At 60.8% G+C, this 19,871-nt stretch carries 17 protein-coding genes; 11 read left to right on the top strand and 6 right to left on the bottom strand.

Annotation, left to right across the window (positions count from 1 at the left end; all coding sequences use genetic code 11):
* Nucleotides 1-195 precede the first annotated feature (195 nt).
* From QD409_RS14600 to xylA, 3 genes are all read left to right on the top strand, one after another.
* Entirely contained in the window at nucleotides 196-1,221 is a 1,026-nt protein-coding gene (locus QD409_RS14600) for a LacI family DNA-binding transcriptional regulator (protein WP_092850362.1), read from the top strand.
* 36 nt (nucleotides 1,222-1,257) lie between these two features.
* Nucleotides 1,258-2,715, top strand: coding sequence for a xylulokinase (gene xylB / locus QD409_RS14595; protein WP_430762966.1), 1,458 nt, complete (start codon nucleotides 1,258-1,260; stop codon nucleotides 2,713-2,715).
* Between the two features lie 223 nt (nucleotides 2,716-2,938).
* The gene (xylA, locus tag QD409_RS14590) at nucleotides 2,939-4,249 is read left to right on the top strand and encodes a xylose isomerase (RefSeq protein ID WP_092850348.1); all 1,311 of its coding nucleotides are present in this window, start codon (nucleotides 2,939-2,941) and stop codon (nucleotides 4,247-4,249) included.
* A 38-nt stretch (nucleotides 4,250-4,287) separates the two neighbouring features.
* On the opposite strand, the gene QD409_RS14585 is transcribed toward xylA, so the two are convergent.
* Together QD409_RS14585 and QD409_RS14580 are read right to left on the bottom strand one after the other, a co-directional pair.
* On the bottom strand, nucleotides 4,288-4,644 hold the full coding sequence (locus QD409_RS14585; RefSeq protein ID WP_092850339.1) for a VOC family protein: 357 nt from the start codon (nucleotides 4,642-4,644) through the stop codon (nucleotides 4,288-4,290).
* A gap of 12 nt (nucleotides 4,645-4,656) precedes the next feature.
* Nucleotides 4,657-5,682 (bottom strand): LacI family DNA-binding transcriptional regulator, encoded by a 1,026-nt coding sequence (locus QD409_RS14580; RefSeq protein ID WP_092850332.1) that lies wholly within the window; start codon nucleotides 5,680-5,682, stop codon nucleotides 4,657-4,659.
* Between the two features lie 167 nt (nucleotides 5,683-5,849).
* Between QD409_RS14580 and QD409_RS14575 the strand changes: the two genes are divergently transcribed.
* From QD409_RS14575 to QD409_RS14555, 5 genes are all read left to right on the top strand, one after another.
* On the top strand, nucleotides 5,850-7,373 hold the full coding sequence (locus QD409_RS14575) for a sugar ABC transporter ATP-binding protein (protein WP_092850323.1): 1,524 nt from the start codon (nucleotides 5,850-5,852) through the stop codon (nucleotides 7,371-7,373).
* Between the two features lie 61 nt (nucleotides 7,374-7,434).
* Entirely contained in the window at nucleotides 7,435-8,448 is a 1,014-nt protein-coding gene (locus QD409_RS14570; RefSeq protein WP_092850313.1) for an ABC transporter permease, read from the top strand.
* A gap of 64 nt (nucleotides 8,449-8,512) precedes the next feature.
* Nucleotides 8,513-9,460 (top strand): substrate-binding domain-containing protein, encoded by a 948-nt coding sequence (locus QD409_RS14565; RefSeq protein ID WP_092850308.1) that lies wholly within the window; start codon nucleotides 8,513-8,515, stop codon nucleotides 9,458-9,460.
* Between the two features lie 259 nt (nucleotides 9,461-9,719).
* Nucleotides 9,720-10,772: a sugar phosphate isomerase/epimerase family protein gene (locus tag QD409_RS14560; protein ID WP_430762965.1), complete on the top strand. Its 1,053-nt coding sequence runs from the start codon at nucleotides 9,720-9,722 to the stop codon at nucleotides 10,770-10,772.
* Nucleotides 10,773-10,994: 222 nt separating this feature from the next.
* Nucleotides 10,995-12,182, top strand: coding sequence for a Gfo/Idh/MocA family protein (locus QD409_RS14555; protein WP_430762964.1), 1,188 nt, complete (start codon nucleotides 10,995-10,997; stop codon nucleotides 12,180-12,182).
* Nucleotides 12,183-12,228: 46 nt separating this feature from the next.
* Here QD409_RS14555 and QD409_RS14550 read toward each other — a convergent pair whose 3' ends face one another.
* Nucleotides 12,229-12,633 (bottom strand): DoxX family protein, encoded by a 405-nt coding sequence (locus QD409_RS14550; protein ID WP_430762963.1) that lies wholly within the window; start codon nucleotides 12,631-12,633, stop codon nucleotides 12,229-12,231.
* Between the two features lie 235 nt (nucleotides 12,634-12,868).
* Between QD409_RS14550 and QD409_RS14545 the strand changes: the two genes are divergently transcribed.
* The 3 genes from QD409_RS14545 to QD409_RS14535 all read left to right on the top strand — a co-directional run bounded on the left by QD409_RS14545 (nucleotide 12,869) and on the right by QD409_RS14535 (nucleotide 17,181).
* Nucleotides 12,869-14,242: a GH1 family beta-glucosidase gene (locus QD409_RS14545; RefSeq protein ID WP_092850292.1), complete on the top strand. Its 1,374-nt coding sequence runs from the start codon at nucleotides 12,869-12,871 to the stop codon at nucleotides 14,240-14,242.
* 66 nt (nucleotides 14,243-14,308) lie between these two features.
* The gene (locus tag QD409_RS14540) at nucleotides 14,309-14,857 is read left to right on the top strand and encodes an NADPH-dependent FMN reductase (protein WP_092850287.1); all 549 of its coding nucleotides are present in this window, start codon (nucleotides 14,309-14,311) and stop codon (nucleotides 14,855-14,857) included.
* 110 nt (nucleotides 14,858-14,967) lie between these two features.
* On the top strand, nucleotides 14,968-17,181 hold the full coding sequence (locus tag QD409_RS14535; RefSeq protein ID WP_092850282.1) for a bifunctional diguanylate cyclase/phosphodiesterase: 2,214 nt from the start codon (nucleotides 14,968-14,970) through the stop codon (nucleotides 17,179-17,181).
* Between the two features lie 109 nt (nucleotides 17,182-17,290).
* Here QD409_RS14535 and QD409_RS14530 read toward each other — a convergent pair whose 3' ends face one another.
* The 3 genes from QD409_RS14530 to QD409_RS14520 form a co-directional block, all read right to left on the bottom strand.
* Nucleotides 17,291-18,232 carry a rhodanese-related sulfurtransferase gene (locus tag QD409_RS14530; protein ID WP_092850278.1) on the bottom strand — a complete coding sequence of 314 codons (942 nt, stop codon included), beginning with the start codon at nucleotides 18,230-18,232 and terminating at the stop codon, nucleotides 17,291-17,293.
* A 141-nt stretch (nucleotides 18,233-18,373) separates the two neighbouring features.
* Nucleotides 18,374-19,285 (bottom strand): CHAD domain-containing protein, encoded by a 912-nt coding sequence (locus tag QD409_RS14525; protein WP_092850273.1) that lies wholly within the window; start codon nucleotides 19,283-19,285, stop codon nucleotides 18,374-18,376.
* Nucleotides 19,263-19,748 carry a CYTH domain-containing protein gene (locus tag QD409_RS14520; RefSeq protein WP_092850270.1) on the bottom strand — a complete coding sequence of 162 codons (486 nt, stop codon included), beginning with the start codon at nucleotides 19,746-19,748 and terminating at the stop codon, nucleotides 19,263-19,265. The genes QD409_RS14525 and QD409_RS14520 overlap by 23 nt, the downstream gene beginning before the upstream one ends.
* Nucleotides 19,749-19,871: the final 123 nt, after the last annotated feature.

Genomic DNA, 19,871 nt, shown 5'->3' with positions numbered 1-19,871 from the left:
GTTTTCTTACGCATTCCGGACGGAAAACCGCTGCGCACTTTTCCTGGAAATGCTTTTAAAGAATGCTCCCAAGGCATGGCCCCTCCTCGTGAGGGGCCTTTTTTTGTTCCGATCACGAGCAGAAAATCGAGTGTGTGAAAATTTCTGATTTACGTACATCAGAAATCGCAGTAAGGGTTTATGCAGGAGGAGCCGATGAGACCGACCGTGCATGACATCGCTGCTGCCGCAGGCGTCAGCCTCGCCACCGTTGACCGTGTGCTGAACCAGCGGCCGGGCGTGCGGCTGGTCACGCGCGAGAAGGTGGAGGAGGCCATCCGCCAGATCGGCTATATCCGCGATGTCGCTGCCGCCAATCTGGCCAAGGGCCGCGTCTATCCCCTCGTTTTCATCGTGCCGACGGGCGACAATTCGTTTATGCATGGGCTACGTTCCGAGGTGCATCACGCGACCTTGCGCGCGAGCATAGAGCGCACGGATATCCGCATCGTCGAAGTACCGGCTTTCGATGTGCCGGCGCTTGTTGCAGCGCTCGACGCATTGCAGGGGCAGGATATTGCCGGCGTAGCACTGGTGGCGACCGATGCGCCTGAGGTGCGGGCCGCGGTCGACCGGCTGGTGTCCGAGCGCATCCCCGTCGTCACGCTGGTTTCCGATCTTACCGATTCCACCCGTCATCACTATGCCGGCATCGACAATATCGCCGCCGGCCGCACCGCTGCCCGGCTGCTCGGGCGGTTCCTCGGCGGTCGTGAAGGCGATCTCACCGTTCTCGCCGGCTCCATGCTGGTGCGCGATCATCGCGAGCGCTTGCAGGGGTTCTCTGCCGTGATGGCGGCGGAGTTTCCCAAGCTGCGGCTGCTGCCCGTACTGGAAGGGCGCGACGATCCCGAGCGGACGAAGTCGCTTGTCTCCAAGGCGCTGTCCGAAAACAAGGACATTATCGGCATCTATAGCCTCGGCGCCGGCAATAGAGGTCTGATTGCAGCCTTGAAAGCCGTTCGGCCCGAGCGCGAGCTGACAGTAGTCGTGCATGAACTGACGCAGCATACGCGCGTGGCGCTGGTGGATGGCACGATTGATGCCGTTCTCAATCAGGATGCGGGCCACGAGGTGCGCAGCGCCGTCCGCGTCATGAAGGCGACTGCCGACGGTCAGGCTGTTATCGCCGATCAGGAGCGCATACGTCTCGACATTTTCTTGAAGGACAATCTGCCCTGACATTTAAACGCGGCAGAGCATAGGGAGTACCATCTGATGTATTTGGGTCTCGATCTTGGAACGTCCGGCGTCAAAGCGATGCTGATCGACGGCAACCAGAGGATCATCGGTTCCGCCAATGGCGGGCTTGACGTATCGCGCCCGCATCCCGGCTGGTCCGAGGAGGACCCGGCCCACTGGATCCGCGCGACGGAAGAGGCAGTTGCCGGTCTGAAGGCAGCACATCCGAAGGAGCTGGCGGCGGTGCGCGGCATCGGCCTTTCCGGCCAGATGCACGGTGCGACGCTGCTTGACGCCGATGACAAGGTGCTGCGCCCCTGCATTCTCTGGAACGATACCCGCAGCTACCAGGAGGCTGCTGCGCTCGATGCCGATCCGCGTTTCCGGGCGTTGACCGGCAATATCGTCTTCCCCGGATTTACCGCCCCGAAACTCGCTTGGGTCGCCAAGCATGAGCCGGAGATTTTCGCTAGAGTGCGCTGGGTGCTGTTGCCGAAGGACTATCTGCGTCTTTGGCTGACCGGTGAGCACATGTCGGAAATGTCGGATTCCGCCGGCACCTCCTGGATCGATACCGGCAAGCGCAAATGGTCTTCCGAGCTGCTGGCAGCGACCAATCTCGATGAGAAGCAGATGCCGACGCTAGTCGAAGGCACTGAAGTTGCCGGCAAGCTGCGCGGCGAACTGGCCTCGAAATGGGGCATTGCCGGCGACGTCGTCGTTGCCGGCGGGGCAGGGGACAATGCGGCCTCGGCCTGCGGCATGGGCACGGTGAGCCATGGCGCCGCTTTCGTTTCGCTCGGAACGTCAGGCGTGCTCTTTGCCGCCAACGGCTCCTACCTGCCGAAGCCGGAAAGCGCAGTCCATGCTTTTTGCCACGCGCTGCCGAACACCTGGCACCAGATGGGCGTCATCCTGTCGGCGACCGATGCGCTGAACTGGCATTCTGGTGTCACCGGCAAATCCGCTGCAGACCTCACTGGCGAGTTGGGCGAGACGCTGAAAGCGCCGACAAGCGTCACCTTCCTTCCCTATCTCTCGGGCGAGCGCACGCCCCACAACGATGCAACGATCCGCGGCGCCTTTATCGGCCTCGGCCATGAAAGCGGCCGCGCGGTGCTGACGCAAGCCGTGCTTGAGGGCGTATCCTTCGCCATTCGGGACAATCTGGAAGCGCTGCGCTCTGCCGGCACCGACATTGCGCGCGTGACCGCCATCGGCGGCGGCTCGCGTTCCCGCTATTGGCTGGCCTCGATCGCCACCGCGTTGGGCGTGCCTGTCGACCTGCCGGCGGACGGTGATTTCGGGGCGGCCTTTGGTGCCGCTCGTCTCGGCCTGATCGCTGCCACCGGTGCCGATCCCGTCGCTGTCTGCACCCCGCCGCAGACGGCCGGCACGATCGATCCTGTGGCGTCGCTGACGGATGCCTATGCGGATGCCTACAAGCGCTATCGGGCCGTTTATCCGGCAATCAAGCCGCTGTCGGCGCATTGAAATAACATGGCGCATGGCCCCTCATCCGCCCTGTCGGGCACCTTCTCCCCGTTTTGACGGGGAGAAGGGGACAGACGCACCATCACCGTCCCTCTCATCTCTGATTTGGGAGGGGGTCGAAGGTCGTCCCCTCTCCCCGCAGGCGGGGAGAGGGCTAGGGTGAGGGGCTAAGCTGCACGGCACGAACAACAACATTTAAACAGCAAACCCAAGGAGATGAGATATGAGCACCGGATTTTTCGGCGATATCAGCAAGGTAAAATACGAAGGCCCCGACAGCACCAATCCGCTGGCCTTCCGTCACTACAACAAGGATGAAGTCGTTCTCGGCAAGCGCATGGAAGACCATCTGCGCTTTGCCGTCGCCTATTGGCACACCTTCACCTGGCCGGGCGGCGACCCCTTCGGTGGCCAGACCTTCCTTCGCCCCTGGTTCCATGAAACCATGGAAGCCGCCAAGCTTAAGGCCGACGTCGCCTTCGAATTCTTCACCCTGCTCGGCACGCCCTATTATTGCTTCCACGATGCCGACGTGCGTCCGGAAGGCAAGAACTTCGCCGAGAACACCAAGAACCTCAACGAGATCGTGGATTACTTCGCCCAGAAGCAGGCCGATACCGGCGTGAAGCTGCTCTGGGGGACGGCAAACCTCTTCTCCAACCGCCGCTTCATGTCGGGCGCTGCGACCAATCCGGATCCGGACGTCTTTGCCTTCTCGGCTGCGACCGTGAAGACCTGCATGGATGCCACCCACAAGCTCGGCGGCGAAAACTACGTCCTCTGGGGCGGCCGCGAGGGCTATGAGACGCTGCTCAATACCGACCTGAAGCGCGAATTGGACCAGATGGGCCGGTTCCTCAATCTCGTCGTCGAGTACAAGCACAAGATCGGCTTCAAGGGCACGATCCTGATCGAGCCGAAACCGCAGGAGCCGACCAAGCACCAGTATGATTATGACGTCGCGACCGTCTACGGCTTCCTGAAGAAGTACGGCCTGGAAAACGAAGTGAAGGTCAACATCGAGCAGGGCCATGCGATCCTCGCCGGCCATTCCTTCGAGCATGAGCTGGCGCTTGCCAATGCGCTCGGCATCTTCGGCTCGATCGACATGAACCGCAACGACTACCAGTCTGGCTGGGATACCGACCAGTTCCCGAACAATGTTCCGGAAATGACGCTGGCCTACTACCAGGTTCTGGCAGGCGGCGGCTTCAAGACGGGCGGCACGAACTTCGACGCCAAGCTGCGCCGCCAGTCGCTCGATCCGGAAGATCTGCTCATCGGTCACATCGGCGGCATGGATTGCTGCGCTCGCGGCCTGAAGGCAGCTGCCAAGATGATCGAAGACAAGGCACTCTCCAAGCCGCTCGCCGACCGCTATGCCGGCTGGGATTCGGCCGAGGGCCAGAAGCTGCTGCGCGGCGAATATTCGCTCGATCAGATCGCCCAGTGGGTTGAAACGAAAGACGTCAACCCGCAGCCGAAGTCCGGCAAGCAGGAACTGCTCGAAAATATCGTCAATCGTTACGTTTGATCGATGGCATTCGGGAGGCGGTTTCATCGCCTCCCGGATTATCGCCGGAATGCGCGGCTGGAAATGGCTATGGGGTTTCCCGAAGGGTCCTTGGCATTGGCGAAGACATAGCCATCGGCCTGATGCAAGGGTCCGAACTCCAGTCCCTCTTCAGCACACTTGGCGCGGAAAGCTTCGACATGCTCGACGTCGAAGATCAGCTTTACCAGCACCTGGCCCATTTTCTGCGCCTTGCCCGCTGGATGGATCATCAGATTGGCACCGCCATCCTGCGCGAGCAGTTCGACAATCCGGTCGCCCTCCAGACGGAGTGGCTTGAACCCAAAATGCTTCTCGTAAAAGCTGATCGTCGCCTCGACATCGCGGACATAGAGGGTGATTCTGCCGAGCGGCATCGTTGCGCCCGCCTATCGCCGGATGCGTGCCGGAGCCGAGACCGAATTTCGCACCACGAGATCCGGCCTCAGCAGGATCTCCGTCTCGGCGGGCTGACCGTCCGAAAGCAGCTCGAGCAGCAGCGCCATCGCATGCTTGCCGATGGCGGTACGCGGCTGCCGGATCGTCGTCAGCGACGGCGTCATGAAGACGGCTTGCGGCACGTCGTCGAAGCCGGTCACCGAGAAATCTTCGGGGATATCGTAGCCGCGCGTCTTCAGGCCGATCATCACGCCGATCGCGGTCTGATCGTTGACGCACATGAAGGCTGTCGGCAGCCTGTCGCGCATGAAAAGTTGCTCGACGGCGAGCCGCCCGCTCTCGATGGTGCCGTCGCCTTCGAGCACCATGCGGAGATCGGGGCCGATGCCGGCGGCATCCAGCCCGGCTTCATAGCCCATGCGCCGCCGGCTATAGGCAAGGCGCGTGCGGGAATCGCCGATGAAAGCGATCTTGCGGTGGCCCTCGGCAATCAGCAGGTCGACGGCCTTGCGCGCGCCGGCGATGTCGTCGACGCCGACATAGGGAATGCCGCCATTGAAGACCGGTTCGAAGACGCCGACGCTTGGCGGCAGTCGTGCCGTCATCGTCTGATGACCGAAGGGCAGGATGCCGGTGAAGAGGATCAGTCCCGCTGCCTGGTTCGAATTCAGAAATTTCAGATATTCGAGCCCGCGCTGCGCATCGTTCTGAGTGTGGCCGATGAGAACGCCATAGCCGTGCGAACGTGCCTCATTCTCCAGGCCGATCAGGATATTGGAGAAATTGGGATCGCCGATATCCGGTGCGACGACCAGGATCATATTGGAGCGGCCGAGCCTCAAGCTGCGTGCCATGGCATTGGTCGTATAGCCGGTGACGGCAATGGCCTGATTGACCTTCAGCCGCGTCGAATTGGCGACTTTCTCCGGCATATGGATTGCTCTGGAGACCGTTGCGATCGAAACATTGGCAATTCGGGCGACGTCTTCGATAGTTGCGGGCGTGGAATTCGACACTGCGCTCTGCCTTGGGGTCTCGTCTCGGGGCTGGAGACTACACAGACTTACGTGGAGGTCAAAGGTAACCGCGAAATTTTGTACGATATCCAATGATGTAAACCTTTACACGATGTATGTAAAGGTTTACATCATTGGAAAGCGGGTGGGACCGCAGGGAGGATTCAATGAATTCGGAAGCCGTCGACGGTGCGGTGGTGCTGTCTGCGAGAGGGATATCCAAATCCTTCAACGGCGTGCAGGTGCTGTTCAGCGTCAACTTCGATCTGCGAGTTGGCGAAATTCATGCGCTCATGGGCGAAAACGGTGCCGGCAAATCGACGCTCGTCAAGGTCCTTTCCGGTTTCGAACAGCCGACCTCCGGCGAGATTGTGCTCGATGGCAAGGCGATAAAGCTGCCGCCGAACGGCGCTGCCGAAGCGCTCGGCATCGTCATCATCCATCAGGAATTCAACCTTGCGGAACATCTGACCGTCACCGAGAGCCTGTTTCTCGGTCGCGAAGTCACGCGTTTCGGCGTGCTCGACCGCAAGCATATGCGCGCGGAGACGCGGCGCGTGCTCGACCTCCTTGGTTCGCATGTCGATGAGAATGCCGTGATCAGCACGCTTTCGATTGCCGACAAGCAGATGGTGGAAATTGCCAAGGCGATCAGCCGCGACGCGCGGATCGTCTTCATGGACGAGCCGACCGCCGTCCTGTCGCGCGAGGAGACTAATTTCCTGTTCAGGCAAGTGCGCAAGCTGCGCGACCAGGGAACGAGTTTCGTCTTCGTCTCCCACAAGCTCGATGAGGTGATGGAGCTGACGGATCGCGTTACGGTGCTGCGCGACGGCCAATGGGTGAAGACCTCGCCGACCTCGCTGCTTGATGGCGAATCGATCGCCCAGCTGATGGTCGGGCGCGAACTTTCCAGCCTCTATCCGGCCAAGCACGAGCCTGATGTTGACGAGAAGGTGGTACTCAGTGTCAGCTCCCTTTCGACCGGTTACGTCCGCGATGCGAGCTTCGAGCTGCGCAAGGGCGAGATATTGGGCTTTTCCGGCATGATCGGCTCGGGCCGGACTGAGCTGATGGAAGCGATCGTCGGTCTGCGCTCGCGCGCCGCCGGCGAGGTCGTTGCCAACGGTCAGATTGTCCCGCCAAATGATGTGCATGCGGCCATCGACGCCGGGCTTGCCTATATGACCAAGGACCGGAAGTCCAAGGGCCTGCTTCTGAACTCGGGCATGGCCGTCAACCTGACCCTCCAGTCGCTCGATCGGCACGGCAAGTTTGGTTATCTAAGCGCTTCCAGTGAAGCGAATGCTTTGACGCGTGCGCGCCGCCGTTTCGATATCCGGGTTCGTGACGGAAACATCGTTGCCGGCCGCATGTCCGGCGGCAATCAGCAGAAGCTGCTTCTGGCGAAGGTCATGGAGACCGAGCCGCAGATCATTATCATCGACGAGCCGACGCGCGGCATCGATGTCGGCACGAAGCAGCAGATCTATCATTTCATTTCGGCATTGGCGCGCGACGGCCATTCGATCATCGTGGTCTCCTCGGAAATGCCCGAGGTCATCGGACTGTGCACGCGGATCGCGGTGATGCGCGAAGGGCGCATGGTCGGGATGCTCGAAGGCGATGAGATCTCCGAGCAGGAAATCATGCGTTATGCGGCAGGCCTGAAGAAAAAGACCGCCGCCTAAACGGGCGGCACAGGACAGGGCGAATTCCCAGCGGTCATGGGACGGGAGGTTGGTTTTGGTTATGAGCGTGGGCGAAGACAGCAGCGGCAAGACAGGTCGGCGGGGCCGTTCCTGGCGGGATATCGATCTGCGGGCCGTTGCGCCGTTTGCAGCGCTGGTGCTGCTTCTGATCGTGGGCGCACTGGTCAACCCGAACTTCATCGGCATCACCAATCTTGCGAACGTTGCGACAAGAAGCGCTTTCATCGCTATCATCGCGGTCGGAGCGACCTTCGTCATCTCGGCGGGCGATCTCGATCTGTCCGTGGGGTCGATGGTGGCTTTCGTGGCCAGCCTGATGATCCTCTTGATGAATTCCGGCGTCGTTGCCGATCCGACCCTGATGCTGGTGGTGGCCATGCTGTTCGGGATCGTGGCAGGCGCGCTGTGCGGCCTTGCCAACGGCCTGATTACCACCGTCGGCAAGATCGAGCCTTTCATCGCGACGCTCGGCACGATGGGTGTCTATCGCGGGTTGACAACCTGGCTGTCGCAGGGTGGCGCAATCACGCTGCGCTCGTCGGAACTGCAGTCGCTTTATCGCCCGGCCTATTTCGGCTCCATTCTAGGTGTGCCGGTTCCGATCGTGGTGATCCTTGCCGTCACCGGCGTTGCCGCCTTCATTCTCTATCGCACCCGCTACGGACGGCATGTCGTCGCCGTCGGCTCGAACAGCGACGTCGCGCGCTATTCCGGCATTGCGGTCAATCGCGTGCGCACCATTGCCTTCGTCATTCAGGGCCTTTGCGTCGCCATTGCCGTGCTTCTCTATGTGCCACGGCTCGGCTCGACCTCGGCAACGACGGGGATACTCTGGGAGCTGCAGGCGATCACCGCCGTCGTCGTCGGCGGCACGGCGCTGAAGGGCGGCGCGGGCAGGGTATGGGGCACGATCTGCGGCGCCTTCATCCTCGAGCTGGTCGGCAACATCATGCTGCTTTCCAATTTCATCAGCGAATATCTGATCGGTGCCATCCAGGGTGCGATCATCATCATCGCCATGCTCGTCCAGCGTTCGCTGGTACGCAAATCGTGAATAACCGGGTCAGGGGGCGCCCGGTCATCAGGACAAAGCCCTGTCTTAATGTGGGAGGATAAAAATGCGCAAAAGACTTATTGGCGTGGCCGTCGTGCTTGTGGCTCTGGCCGGCACAGTACATGCCGCAGACAAGAAGGTGACGATCGGCGTTTCCATTCCGGCCGCCGACCATGGCTGGACCTCGGGCGTGGTGTTCCATGCCGAGCGTGTGGCCAAGCAGCTGATGGCGGAACATCCGGGACTGAACGTCATCGTCAAGACTTCACCTGACGCGGCGAGCCAGGCGAACGCCGTGCAGGACCTCGAGACACAGGGCATCGACGCGCTCGTCATCCTGCCTTCGGACCCGGATCCGCTCGTCAACGCCATCAAGGAAGTCAAGGGCAAGGGTAAGTTCGTGACGCTCGTCGACCGTGCGCCGAGCAACAACGACAATTCCGTCCGTGATCTCTATGTCGCCGGCAACAATCCGGCACTCGGCCAGACGGCGGGCGAATACATCAAGGCGACCACGCCGGACGCGCAGGTCGTCGTCATCCGCGGTCTGCCGATCCCGATCGATCAGCAGCGCCAGGATGGTTTCGACAAGGGCATTGCAGGCTCGAAGGTCAAGGTTCTCGACCGCCAGTACGGCAACTGGAACCGCGACGACGCCTTCAAGGTCATGCAGGACTATCTGACCAAGTTCCCGAAGATCGACGTGGTCTGGTGTCAGGATGACGACATGGCTGTCGGCGTGCTGCAGGCGATCGATCAGGCCAAGCGCACCGATATCAAGTATATCGTCGCCGGCGCCGGCTCGAAGGACATGGTCAAGAAGGTCATGGACGGCGACAAGCTGATCCCGGTCGACGTGCTCTATCCGCCGGCAATGGTCGGCACGGCCATGGAGCTGACCGCTGCCAACTTCTACAATCAGGTACCGGTTCGCGGCAATTACATCCTCGATGCGACGCTCGTCACGAAGGACAATGCCAAGGACTTCTACTTCGCCGATTCACCGTTCTGATCGGTCGTGCTGAACAGATACGCCCGCCGGTTTCGGCGGGCGTTTTTTATGGGTGTGCCGCCTTGTTTCTCACTGGGGCGATAATTTTGCGGCACGTACCTCTTGCCGCCAGCGGCCGGCCGTGATTAGGTCACCAGGCATTCGACTTTCATCCTGACGGCCCTATAGTTTTTTGAGGCAACGGTATCCCAACCACCTCGAATACGGGTCGGAATGGTATCGGAAACGTTTACAGAACGCGACTAGGGAGGAATTAGCTATGAAGACGATCAAGGGCCCCGGCCTGTTTCTCGGACAATTCGCAGGCGACACCGCGCCGTTCAATTCGTGGGATTCGATCACGAAATGGGCTGCCGATGCCGGCTATGTCGGCGTGCAGGTTCCGACCTGGGCAGGCCAGCTCATCGACCTGAAGAAGGCGGCCTCCTCCAAGGATTATTGCGACGAGTTTGCCGGTATCGCCCGCTCGAACGGCGTCGAGGTCACCGAGCTATCAACCCATCTGCAGGGTCAGCTCGTCGCAGTGCATCCGGCCTATGACGAAGCCTTCGACGGCTTTGCGGCGCCGGAAGTGCGCGGCAATCCGAAGGCACGGCAGGAATGGGCTGTCGAGCAGGTGAAGATGGCGCTGACGGCCTCGAAGCATCTCGGCATCAAGGCGCATGCGACCTTCTCCGGCGCGCTCGCCTGGCCCTTCATCTATCCCTGGCCGCAGCGCCCCGCCGGCCTCGTCGAAACCGCCTTCGAAGAGCTCGCCCGCCGCTGGACGCCGATCCTCAATCATGCCGACGAAAACGGCGTCGACGTCTGCTACGAGATCCATCCGGGCGAAGACCTGCATGACGGCATCACCTTCGAGATGTTCCTGGAGCGCGTGAAGAACCACCCGCGCGCCAACATGCTCTATGATCCCTCGCATTATGTCCTGCAGTGCCTCGATTATCTTGACAACATCGACATCTATAAGGACCGGATCAAGATGTTCCACGTCAAGGACGCGGAGTTCAATCCGACCGGCCGCCAGGGTGTCTATGGTGGCTACCAGGGCTGGGTCGAGCGCGCAGGCCGCTTCCGTTCGCTCGGCGACGGCCAGGTCGATTTCGGCGCCGTGTTCTCGAAGATGACAGCCAATAATTTTGACGGCTGGGCCGTGGTCGAATGGGAATGCGCGCTGAAGCATCCCGAAGACGGTGCGCGCGAAGGCGCCGAATTCGTCAAGGCGCACATCATCCGCGTTACGGAAAAGGCCTTCGATGATTTCGCCGGCAGCGGCACAGACCAGGCGGCCAACAGGCGCATGCTGGGGATCTGATCAAACTCCTTCGCCCCGCAAGGCGGGGAGAAGGTGGACTCGAACGGTTGAGCGGAGCGAAGCCGAGAGAGGACGGATGAGGGCCTTCTCGATATTCATCGCGGCGGCAGAGCTTGCCGGACCTGCGATGCCCCTCACCCTAACCCTCTCCCCGCAGCCGGGGAGAGGGGACGATTGCGGCAAGCGATCGCACCCAAACAAATCATTTCCAGGAGGACAGAAATGGCAATCGAAGGATCATCGGAACAGGCGCGGGAGCCGCGCATTCGGCTTGGCATGGTTGGCGGCGGCGCTGGCGCGTTTATTGGAGCGGTGCACCGTATCGCCGCGCGCATTGACGACCAGTTCGATCTTATTGCGGGTGCGCTCTCATCTTCGCAGGAGAAGGCATTGGCTTCCGGCCGCGATCTCGGTCTCGATCCCACGCGCACCTATTCCAGCTATCGCGACATGGCGATCCGCGAAGCCAAGCTGAAGAACGGCATCGAGGCGGTTTCGATCGTCACGCCGAACCACGTTCACTACGATGCGGCCAAGGAATTCCTGCGGCGCGGCATCCACGTCATCTGCGACAAGCCGCTGACGTCGAATCTTGCCGACGCTAAGAAGCTGAAGAAGGTCGCCGACGAGAGCGGCGCGCTCTTCATCCTCACGCATAACTACACCGGCTATCCGATGGTCCGTCAGGCGCGCGAGATGATCGCCAATGGCGAGCTCGGCGATATCCGCATCGTGCAGGCGGAATATCCGCAGGACTGGCTGACTGAGAATATCGAGCAGTCCGGCCAGAAGCAGGCGGCATGGCGCACCGATCCGGCTCAGTCCGGCGCCGGCGGCTCCACCGGCGATATCGGCACGCATGCCTATAATCTCGCCTCCTTCGTCACCGGCCTCGAGCTCGACAGCCTTGCCGCTGATCTCGACAGCTTCGTCGAAGGCCGCCGCCTCGACGACAACGGTCATGTGCTGCTGCGCTTCAAGGCAAAGGGCGAGGAAAAGCCGGCAAAGGGCATGCTCTGGTGCAGCCAGGTGGCGCCGGGCCATGAGAATGGCCTTAAGCTCCGCGTCTACGGCACCAAGGGCGGCATCGAATGGACGCAGGCCGATCCGAACTATCTGTGGTACACGCCGTTTGGCGAACAGAAGCGGCTGATTACCCGCAACGGCGCCGGCTCCGGTGCTGCCGCAGCACGCGTCTCGCGCATCCCGGCGGGTCATCCGGAAGGTTATCTGGAAGCTTTCGCCACGATCTATACCGAGGCTGCACGGGCCATCAACGCCCGCAAGAAGGGCGTGGCGATCGATCCGGCCGTGGTCTATCCGACCGTCGATGATGGCGTGAAGGGTGTGGCCTTTGTCGAAGCCTGCGTCGCTTCCTCGAAGCGCAACGGCGCCTGGGTCAAGCTCTAAGCTTAGATGAAGTTCGAGGCGGTGAAACCGCCTCGAACCTGCTCATTCAGGCAGCGACTTCCTGCTTGCGCTTCGCAAGGGCGTCGATGCTCAGCGGGCCGCCGCCAGCTCCGACAAGAAACAGGAAGATGAAGCAGAACAGGATAGCTGCGGTGCCGCCGTTCTGTGCCGGATAAAAGCTCTGCGGCGCATGACGCAGGAAATAGGCGAAAGCCATCAGGCCTGACAATACGAAGGCAGCGATCCGCGTCTTGAAGCCGATCAGGACGAGGAAGCCGAGGGTCAGTTCGAGCAGGCCGGCGATCCAGGGCAGCGATCCGACAGGCGGCACCGTTTCAGCCGCCGGGAAACGCAGCACCTTCTGCGTTCCATAGCTGAACAGCACGAGCGAGGCGACTATGCGCAGGAGGCTCAGCAGATGGGGTTGAAAAGCGTGGAGCGCAGGGAGCATTTGTATCCTTTGATTGTCAAGTTTGCGCGCTACCCTCAATTGATCCGTGCCAAAAAGACAAGTCACGACTGTTGACATTGATGTTATCGCTCTCGCGGAATCCCGAACAAAGCCATTAGCCGGCTCGGTTTTTCGACACCTGCAACGTTGCAGTTTTCCGATGCCGGCCCTGTACTTTGCCGCGCAGGTTGGTTAAACCGCCGCCAATGAAGCCACAACAGACGGGATTTTCATCATGATCGATCCGAAGCTTCTTGCCGATCGCTTCCCCGGCGACTTCACATTCGGCGTTGCCACCGCTGCATTCCAGATCGAAGGCGCCACCAAGGCCGATGGCCGCAAGCCATCCATATGGGATGCCTTCGCCAACATGCCGGGTCGTGTCTATCAGCGCCACAATGGCGACGTTGCCTGCGATCACTATAATCGGCTGGAGCAGGATCTCGATCTGATCAAGGAGATGGGTGTAGAAGCCTATCGCTTCTCGATCGCATGGCCGCGCATCATTCCCGACGGCACCGGCCCGGTCAACGAAGCCGGCCTCGATTTCTACGATCGCCTCGTCGACGGCTGCAAGGCAAGGGGCATCAAGACCTTTGCGACCCTCTACCATTGGGATCTGCCGCTGACGCTCGCCGGCGACGGCGGCTGGACGGCGCGCTCGACGGCACATGCTTTCCAGCGCTATGCCAAGACCGTCATGAGCCGCCTCGGCGACCGTCTGGATTCCGTTGCCACCTTCAACGAGCCCTGGTGCATCGTCTGGCTGAGCCACCTCTACGGCGTTCATGCGCCGGGCGAACGCAACATGCAGGCGGCCCTCTATGCCATGCACTATATGAACCTTGCCCACGGTCTCGGCGTCGAGGCGATCCGCTCCGTAGCGCCGAAGGTGCCCGTTGGTATCGTGCTCAATGCCGCATCCATCCTGCCGGGCTCCGATCGGCCCGAAGATCTGGCTGCGGTCGAGCGTGCCCATCAGTTCCACAACGGCGCCTTCTTCGATCCGATCTTCAAGGGCGAATATCCTAAGGAATTCGTCGAGGCGCTTGGCGATCGCATGCCGGTCATCGAGGATGGCGATCTCAAGACCATCAATCAGAAGCTCGATTGGTGGGGCCTGAACTATTACATGCCGATGCGCGTCTTCGATGACTCTTCCAAGAGCGGCGATTTCCCCTGGGCGAAGGAAGCTCCGCCCGTCAGCGACGTGAAGACGGATATCGGCTGGGAGGTCTATGCGCCGGGCCTGAAACACGTCGTCGAGGACCTCAACAAGCGCTACGAGCTGCCGGAGTGCTACATCACCGAGAACGGCGCCTGTTACAATATGGGCATCGTCAACGGCGAGATCGACGACCAGCCGCGCCTCGATTACTATATCGAGCATCTCGGTATCGTCGCCGACCTCATCAAGGACGGCTACCCGATGCGCGGCTACTTCGCCTGGAGCCTGATGGACAATTTCGAATGGGCGGAAGGCTATCGCATGCGCTTCGGCCTGGTGCATGTCGATTACGAGACGCAGGTGCGCACGATCAAGAAAAGCGGCAAATGGTATCGCGAGCTCGCGGGCCACTTCCCGAGGGGCAATCATAAGGCGGATTGATCCGCCAGCCCTTCGACCGTGGTGTTGGGCGTCGCCCGAATCGATGCAGCCTGTTAGGATTCGCGCATGACCCCGCGCCCGCTTTTCCTTTATGCCCTCTGCGGTAGTCAGCGGCAGGTTTCGACCAGCCGCCGGCTGCTGGAAGCTCTGCAGCTCGCATGCCCTGAGGGCATCACCATTGAGATCTGCGATCTGATCGGCGACCTGCCGATCTTCAATCCGGATCACGAGGGTGAGAAAACGCCGCCTGTTGTCGAGAAACTCGCAGAAAAGATCCGGAAGGCGGATGGCCTGATCGTGTCCTGTCCGGAATATGCACACGGCATACCAGGAGGGTTCAAGAATGCGCTCGATTGGCTGGTGTCGCGTGACGAGGTGCCGTTCAAGCCGCTGATGTTCGCGCATGCATCGCATCGCGGCGACCTCGTTCTGGAGCAGCTCGCGGACGTGCTGCGAACCATGTCGCTGCGCATCGTATCCGAGGCCTTTCTGCGCCTGCCGATTGCGGGCAAGAGCGATGAGCTGCAGGCGGAAGCTCTTGCGGAGGCACGGGATAACGATTTGTTGCTCACTAGCCTCAGCCGTTTCGCGGACGCGATTTCCGCCGAAGGGTGAATTCTCCCCATATCGGCAAATATACAACTCTTTCCTGTAGGAATCTCGAATTCGCCTTAACCGTTTATTGAAGTCCTGACGGCAGACTTTCGCCCCAAGGAGAAAAGACCTTGGGAGCAGGTATCGAGTCATTGCGGCATAGTACGCAGGTCGGTCGTCATTCTATCGTGACGGCCGTTTTGATTACTTTCGCAGTGGTCGTTGCCGTGGTGACTTTGATGGTGCTCACCGCGATCGGTCGTGTGGCCGATTATTCCAACAAGCTGGATGACGAGCGCTCCTGGGAGACGACGGTCGGCGCGCTCAAGACCTTTCAAGGGCAGCTCGAAGCCACCTTGCACGACCACTCCGCGCGCAACGATGCCGCGCGCAGCGTCTACGGGCGGGATGACCGCGGCTGGGTTGCCGGCAATTACGGCGATATATCCTCCAACGGTGCCCTGTTCGACACGGCGGTCATTGTCGATGACAACAATAAGCCGATCGTTGCCTATCATGACGGCGAGCGAATGACCGAGAATGTCGAGGACGTTCTCGGAACCGCCGTTTGGGCCCTGGTCGATCAGGCGCGCACCACGCGCATCACCGGAGTCCCCGAGGCGGGCGGTTACATCATGACCAGCCACGGCATTGCCGCTGCCGCGGCCGCGACGATCCGGGAGAGATCCGGCCGCATTCCCGTTCCCGAAGGTCAGCGACGCTACCTCATCCTCGTGCGCTACCTCGATGCTGCACGGATCAAGATGCTCTCCAATACCTATGTCATCAGCGGTTTGAAGCTGATGCCGCCGGAGACCGTGGCGCGATATGCCGTGTCGATCGTCGATCCGCTCGGCAAATCTTTGGGGCGGCTGGTCTGGAATTCACGCGAACCCGGCGATCTCAGCTATCAACAGGTTCGCCCGCTGGTGCTTGGTGCGCTGGGCCTAGTCGGCCTGTTCTTCGTCGTGCTGCTGATCCTGGGATCGCTGGCGGGGCGCCGGCTGCGGGCGGAGGAGGTCCAGGCGCGCCAGGGCTCCCTGCGCGATCGTCTGAGCGGCCTTCTCAATCGCGAGGGGCTGCGGCTCGATGTGGATCGGCTGGTCGAGAGGGCGCGCAGCGACGGCAGCAATGTTCTGCTGCTTTATCTCGATCTCGACGGGTTCAAAGAAATCAACGATGCCTATGGGCATGGCACCGGCGACCAGCTTATCCGCGCCGTAGCGGCCGGGCTGAGCGTGCTCGTTCCCGCGCAGGCATCGCTGGCACGTCTTGGCGGCGATGAATTCGCCATCGTCTTCCCGACAAAGGAGCTTAACGACGCGCCAGCCCTGCGGCTTGCCGAACAGGTTCTGGATTTTCTGTCGGAGCCATTGGAGATCGGCCGTCGCGTGGTCGTCGTCGGCGCCAGCATCGGTATCGCAAGCTCCCAGGAAGGCCGCACAGACCGGGAGGAACTGGTGCGGCGCGCCGATCTTGCCATGTACAAGGCCAAGGAGGCCGGCCGCGCTCGCATGGCCTGCTATGAGACGGCCATGGACGCGCATCGCGAAGAACGCAACGCATTGGAACTCGATCTGCGCCGTGCGATCGAGACGGAGGAACTGACGGTCGCCTACCAGCCGCTGGTTGATGCGTCGAGCTGCGAAATGACCGGTGTCGAAGCGCTCGTGCGATGGAACCGTCCGGGTCACGGACCGATTTCGCCCGAGGCATTCATCCCGGTCGCCGAAACATCGGGACTGATCGAGGCGCTCGGGCTGCTCGTGCTGCGCAGAGCATGCGAAGCGGCGCAGCAATGGCCGGAGCTACGGGTGGCCGTCAATGTCTCGCCCGGGCAATTCCGCAATCCCGCCTTTGCCGATTACGTTCGCAACGTCCTGAACAGCACGGGGATCGAAGCCGGGCGCGTGACGCTGGAAATCACCGAAGGCTACATCATTCAAAATCCGGAACGCACGCGCCAGTCGATCGAGCGGCTAAAGGCGCTCGGCGTCAAGGTGGCGCTGGACGATTTCGGGTCGGGCTTCTCGTCCATCGGCTATCTGCGCCAGTTCGGTTTCGATCGTATCAAGATCGACCGCTCGCTGACGATGAACGTGCTGGAGGACAGCCGCGCCCGCGAGATGTTGCGGGCAACGGTAGCGCTCGCCCGCTCGCTCGACATTCCTGTGACTGCCGAGGGTATCGAGATCGAAGAGCAGGGACGGGCGCTGCAGAATTTCGGCTGCGACGAGCTGCAGGGCTATTTCTACGGAAAGCCGATGCCGGAAGCCGAGATCAGCAAGCGGCTTTCCATTCAGAATGCTGCGGCACTGGACGAAGAGCGCGGCGCCGCAGCTTAAAGCGCGTCGCGATCTTTCAAATTCGCTCCGTGCGCTTTAAGCTTTTCATATTTCGCATGTCGTTATTGCAAAACCGCCGTACACTTTTGCGCGACATGCTTTAAGTTTCTCAGCCGATATGCTGCTGGCCGCGCCTGCGGGCGAGCGCGATCTGGCGCTGCCTTTCACGGTAACGTTCGCGGTCTTCCTCGCTGCGCTCATGATAGCAATGGCTGCAGGAGACGCCCGCCTCGTAGAAGGGCGATGTGACTTCTTCCGCGGTGATCGGGTTGCGACAGGCGTGGCAGAGCTTGTGGTTGCCTTCCTTCAGCCCATGCTCGACCGAGACGCGCTCGTCGAAGACGAAGCAGGCGCCCTCCCAAAGGCTTTCTTCTGCCGGCACTTCCTCGAGATATTTCAGGATGCCACCCTTGAGATGATAGACCTCGTCGAAACCCTGCTGCTTCATGAAGGCCGTCGCCTTTTCGCAGCGGATGCCGCCGGTGCAATACATGGCGATCTTCGGCTTGTTGTGCAGGCCGGTGTTCTCGCGCACCCATTCCGGGAATTCGCGGAAGGTCTTGGTCTTCGGGTCGACCGCGCCCTTGAAGACGCCGATGGCGGTCTCGTAGTCGTTGCGGGTGTCGATGACGATGGTGTCGGGATCGGAGATCAGCGCGTTCCAATCCTTCGGCGCGATATAGGTGCCGACGACCTGGGTGGGATCGATATCCTCGACGCCCATGGTGACGATCTCTTTCTTGAGCTTCACCTTGATGCGCACGAAAGGCATTTTCGATGCACGGCTTTCCTTGTGCTCGAGACCGGCAAATTCCGGCTGGGCGCGCAGGAAGGAGAGCACGGTGCCGATGGCAGCATCCGTGCCGGCAATCGTGCCGTTGATGCCTTCATGCGCGAGCAGCAGCGTGCCCTTGACGCCATTTTCCTCGCAGAGCGCAAATAGAGGCTCACGCAGGCTTTCGAAGCGCGGGAAGGAAACGAAATGATAGAGCGCGGCAACAAGAAATGCGCCGGTCGCCTCGCGCCGTGGGTTGGAAAGGATGTCGGTCATGGCGGGGAAATACAATTTTGTGGGCTTGCAGGCAATCGGGATTTGCGTTGAAGGCCGGCATTGCTGGTGCAAGCGGCACAAACTGTCAAGAAAACGGGCTGGAAAGCCGATTTGACCACCGTTGCTTAGAGGTCGCCTGCTTCAATCCGCCGCTTCCAGCCAGAGCCGTTTGATGGTTCGCGCCTCGCATTCGGGCTTGTCGGCAAAAACCCAATGGGCTCGGCTCAATGCTTCCTCGCGGGCGATCTGCTGCCGGGAGATGATCGCCTCCAGCAGACGGGCGCGATCGTCGTTGCTGTCGAAGAGCTGCGGCTCGCGGTCCGCGACGCCGGACAGGATCGACAGATCGAGATAGCGGCCGAGCACATCGACCAGTGCCTTGGCCTCAAGCTGTTTGGCATGCATGGCGGCCGGCCAGATGTCCCGCAGCAGCATATGGTTCATCCAGCAGTCCTGGCTGCGTTTGCGCAGGTCATGAAAGCTCTCCACATGCGCATCGGTGTCGCCGCATTCGCAGAATGCCTCTATCGCCTTGCGGCCGTTCGTGCGCCAGCTCTTCCGGAGCAGCCGCGCCGCATCGCGCTTTCCGCATTCGATCGAAATACCCTTCACCGCTTCGATCGCTTCGCCACAAGTGGCGATTGCCGCCTGTGCCTTGTCTTCAAGGTCGCTCTCTTCTTGGGATAGGCGGTCGCGCCGGGCGGTCAGCACTTCGCTGACGCGGGACAATGCCTGCTGCTCGTCGGCTGAGGTCGCCGTTTCCTGAAGATAGTGGCTGACCTCGATCAATGCCGTGGCGTCACGTACGCCTGAGAGCGTGCGCGCCATGTCGCGAAGCCGGCCATTTTCCTGCCGCTGAAATTCCCGGGCGACCGGAGCGATCAATCGATAGAGGGCGCGTACGCGCTTGATATTCTTGCGAGCGTCGTGGACCGCTTCGTGCAGACCCTGGGGGCGATCTTTGAGTACGGCTATCGCCTTGCCGAGTTGGTGTGCGGCGACCCTATGCACCTCGCCATCAAGCGCCCGGTCAGGCCGTATGCGATAGCTCATCGTACTCCTGCTCGAACTGGGTCGCGAGCGCCTGGTTGGAATAGCGGTATTCGCCGGTCACTTCGCGACCGATCCAGTCCGGCAATTCCGGTTTGTCGTTTTCGTCTTCCATCTCCACCTCGGCGATCACGAGGCCGCAATGAGCGCCGCGGAAGACGTCGATCTCCCAGACGAATCCCTTGAAAGGCACCTTATGGCGGGTTTTCTCGATGACGAGGCCGATCGACGCTCCCAGTAATTCCTCAGCCTCCGGGATGGGGATCTCATATTCGAACTCGTCACGCGTCATCGCCTTGCCGATCTTGATGGTCAAGGTGGCAACGCTCTCGTTCGTCAGCCTGATGCGCACTGAACGGCCATCCATGGAAGCGATGTATCCCTGCCGCAGAATGAGCCTCTCCGACACAAAATTCCGCCAATGATCGCCGCGCACCAGAAACTTTCGCTCGATCTCTTTTGCCATGCGTTTGACATGCTCCACCGGCACAGATTGAGCCAGCCTATAGCAAGTCTTGACGAATTCCTACCCATCGCAGCGAGAGTGAGCTTTTGTCTCGACAAGCACCTCCGGGAAGGCTATTCGAAA

Origin of the sequence: Rhizobium sp. BR 315 (assembly GCF_050577975.1) — a bacterium.
Classification (GTDB): domain Bacteria; phylum Pseudomonadota; class Alphaproteobacteria; order Rhizobiales; family Rhizobiaceae; genus Rhizobium; species Rhizobium miluonense.
The sequence above is the reverse complement of the archived record's forward strand: the minus strand, read 5'-3'. Positions and strand labels throughout refer to the sequence as shown.

Coding starts and splice junctions, on each gene's coding strand:
- QD409_RS14600 (WP_092850362.1), top strand. CDS start 196: ATGAGACCGACCGTGCATGACATCGCTGCTGCCGCAGGCGTCAGCCTC.
- xylB (WP_430762966.1), top strand. CDS start 1,258: ATGTATTTGGGTCTCGATCTTGGAACGTCCGGCGTCAAAGCGATGCTG.
- xylA (WP_092850348.1), top strand. CDS start 2,939: ATGAGCACCGGATTTTTCGGCGATATCAGCAAGGTAAAATACGAAGGC.
- QD409_RS14585 (WP_092850339.1), bottom strand. CDS start 4,644: ATGCCGCTCGGCAGAATCACCCTCTATGTCCGCGATGTCGAGGCGACG.
- QD409_RS14575 (WP_092850323.1), top strand. CDS start 5,850: ATGAATTCGGAAGCCGTCGACGGTGCGGTGGTGCTGTCTGCGAGAGGG.
- QD409_RS14570 (WP_092850313.1), top strand. CDS start 7,435: ATGAGCGTGGGCGAAGACAGCAGCGGCAAGACAGGTCGGCGGGGCCGT.
- QD409_RS14565 (WP_092850308.1), top strand. CDS start 8,513: ATGCGCAAAAGACTTATTGGCGTGGCCGTCGTGCTTGTGGCTCTGGCC.
- QD409_RS14560 (WP_430762965.1), top strand. CDS start 9,720: ATGAAGACGATCAAGGGCCCCGGCCTGTTTCTCGGACAATTCGCAGGC.
- QD409_RS14555 (WP_430762964.1), top strand. CDS start 10,995: ATGGCAATCGAAGGATCATCGGAACAGGCGCGGGAGCCGCGCATTCGG.
- QD409_RS14550 (WP_430762963.1), bottom strand. CDS start 12,633: ATGCTCCCTGCGCTCCACGCTTTTCAACCCCATCTGCTGAGCCTCCTG.
- QD409_RS14545 (WP_092850292.1), top strand. CDS start 12,869: ATGATCGATCCGAAGCTTCTTGCCGATCGCTTCCCCGGCGACTTCACA.
- QD409_RS14540 (WP_092850287.1), top strand. CDS start 14,309: ATGACCCCGCGCCCGCTTTTCCTTTATGCCCTCTGCGGTAGTCAGCGG.
- QD409_RS14530 (WP_092850278.1), bottom strand. CDS start 18,232: ATGACCGACATCCTTTCCAACCCACGGCGCGAGGCGACCGGCGCATTT.
- QD409_RS14525 (WP_092850273.1), bottom strand. CDS start 19,285: ATGAGCTATCGCATACGGCCTGACCGGGCGCTTGATGGCGAGGTGCAT.
- QD409_RS14520 (WP_092850270.1), bottom strand. CDS start 19,748: ATGGCAAAAGAGATCGAGCGAAAGTTTCTGGTGCGCGGCGATCATTGG.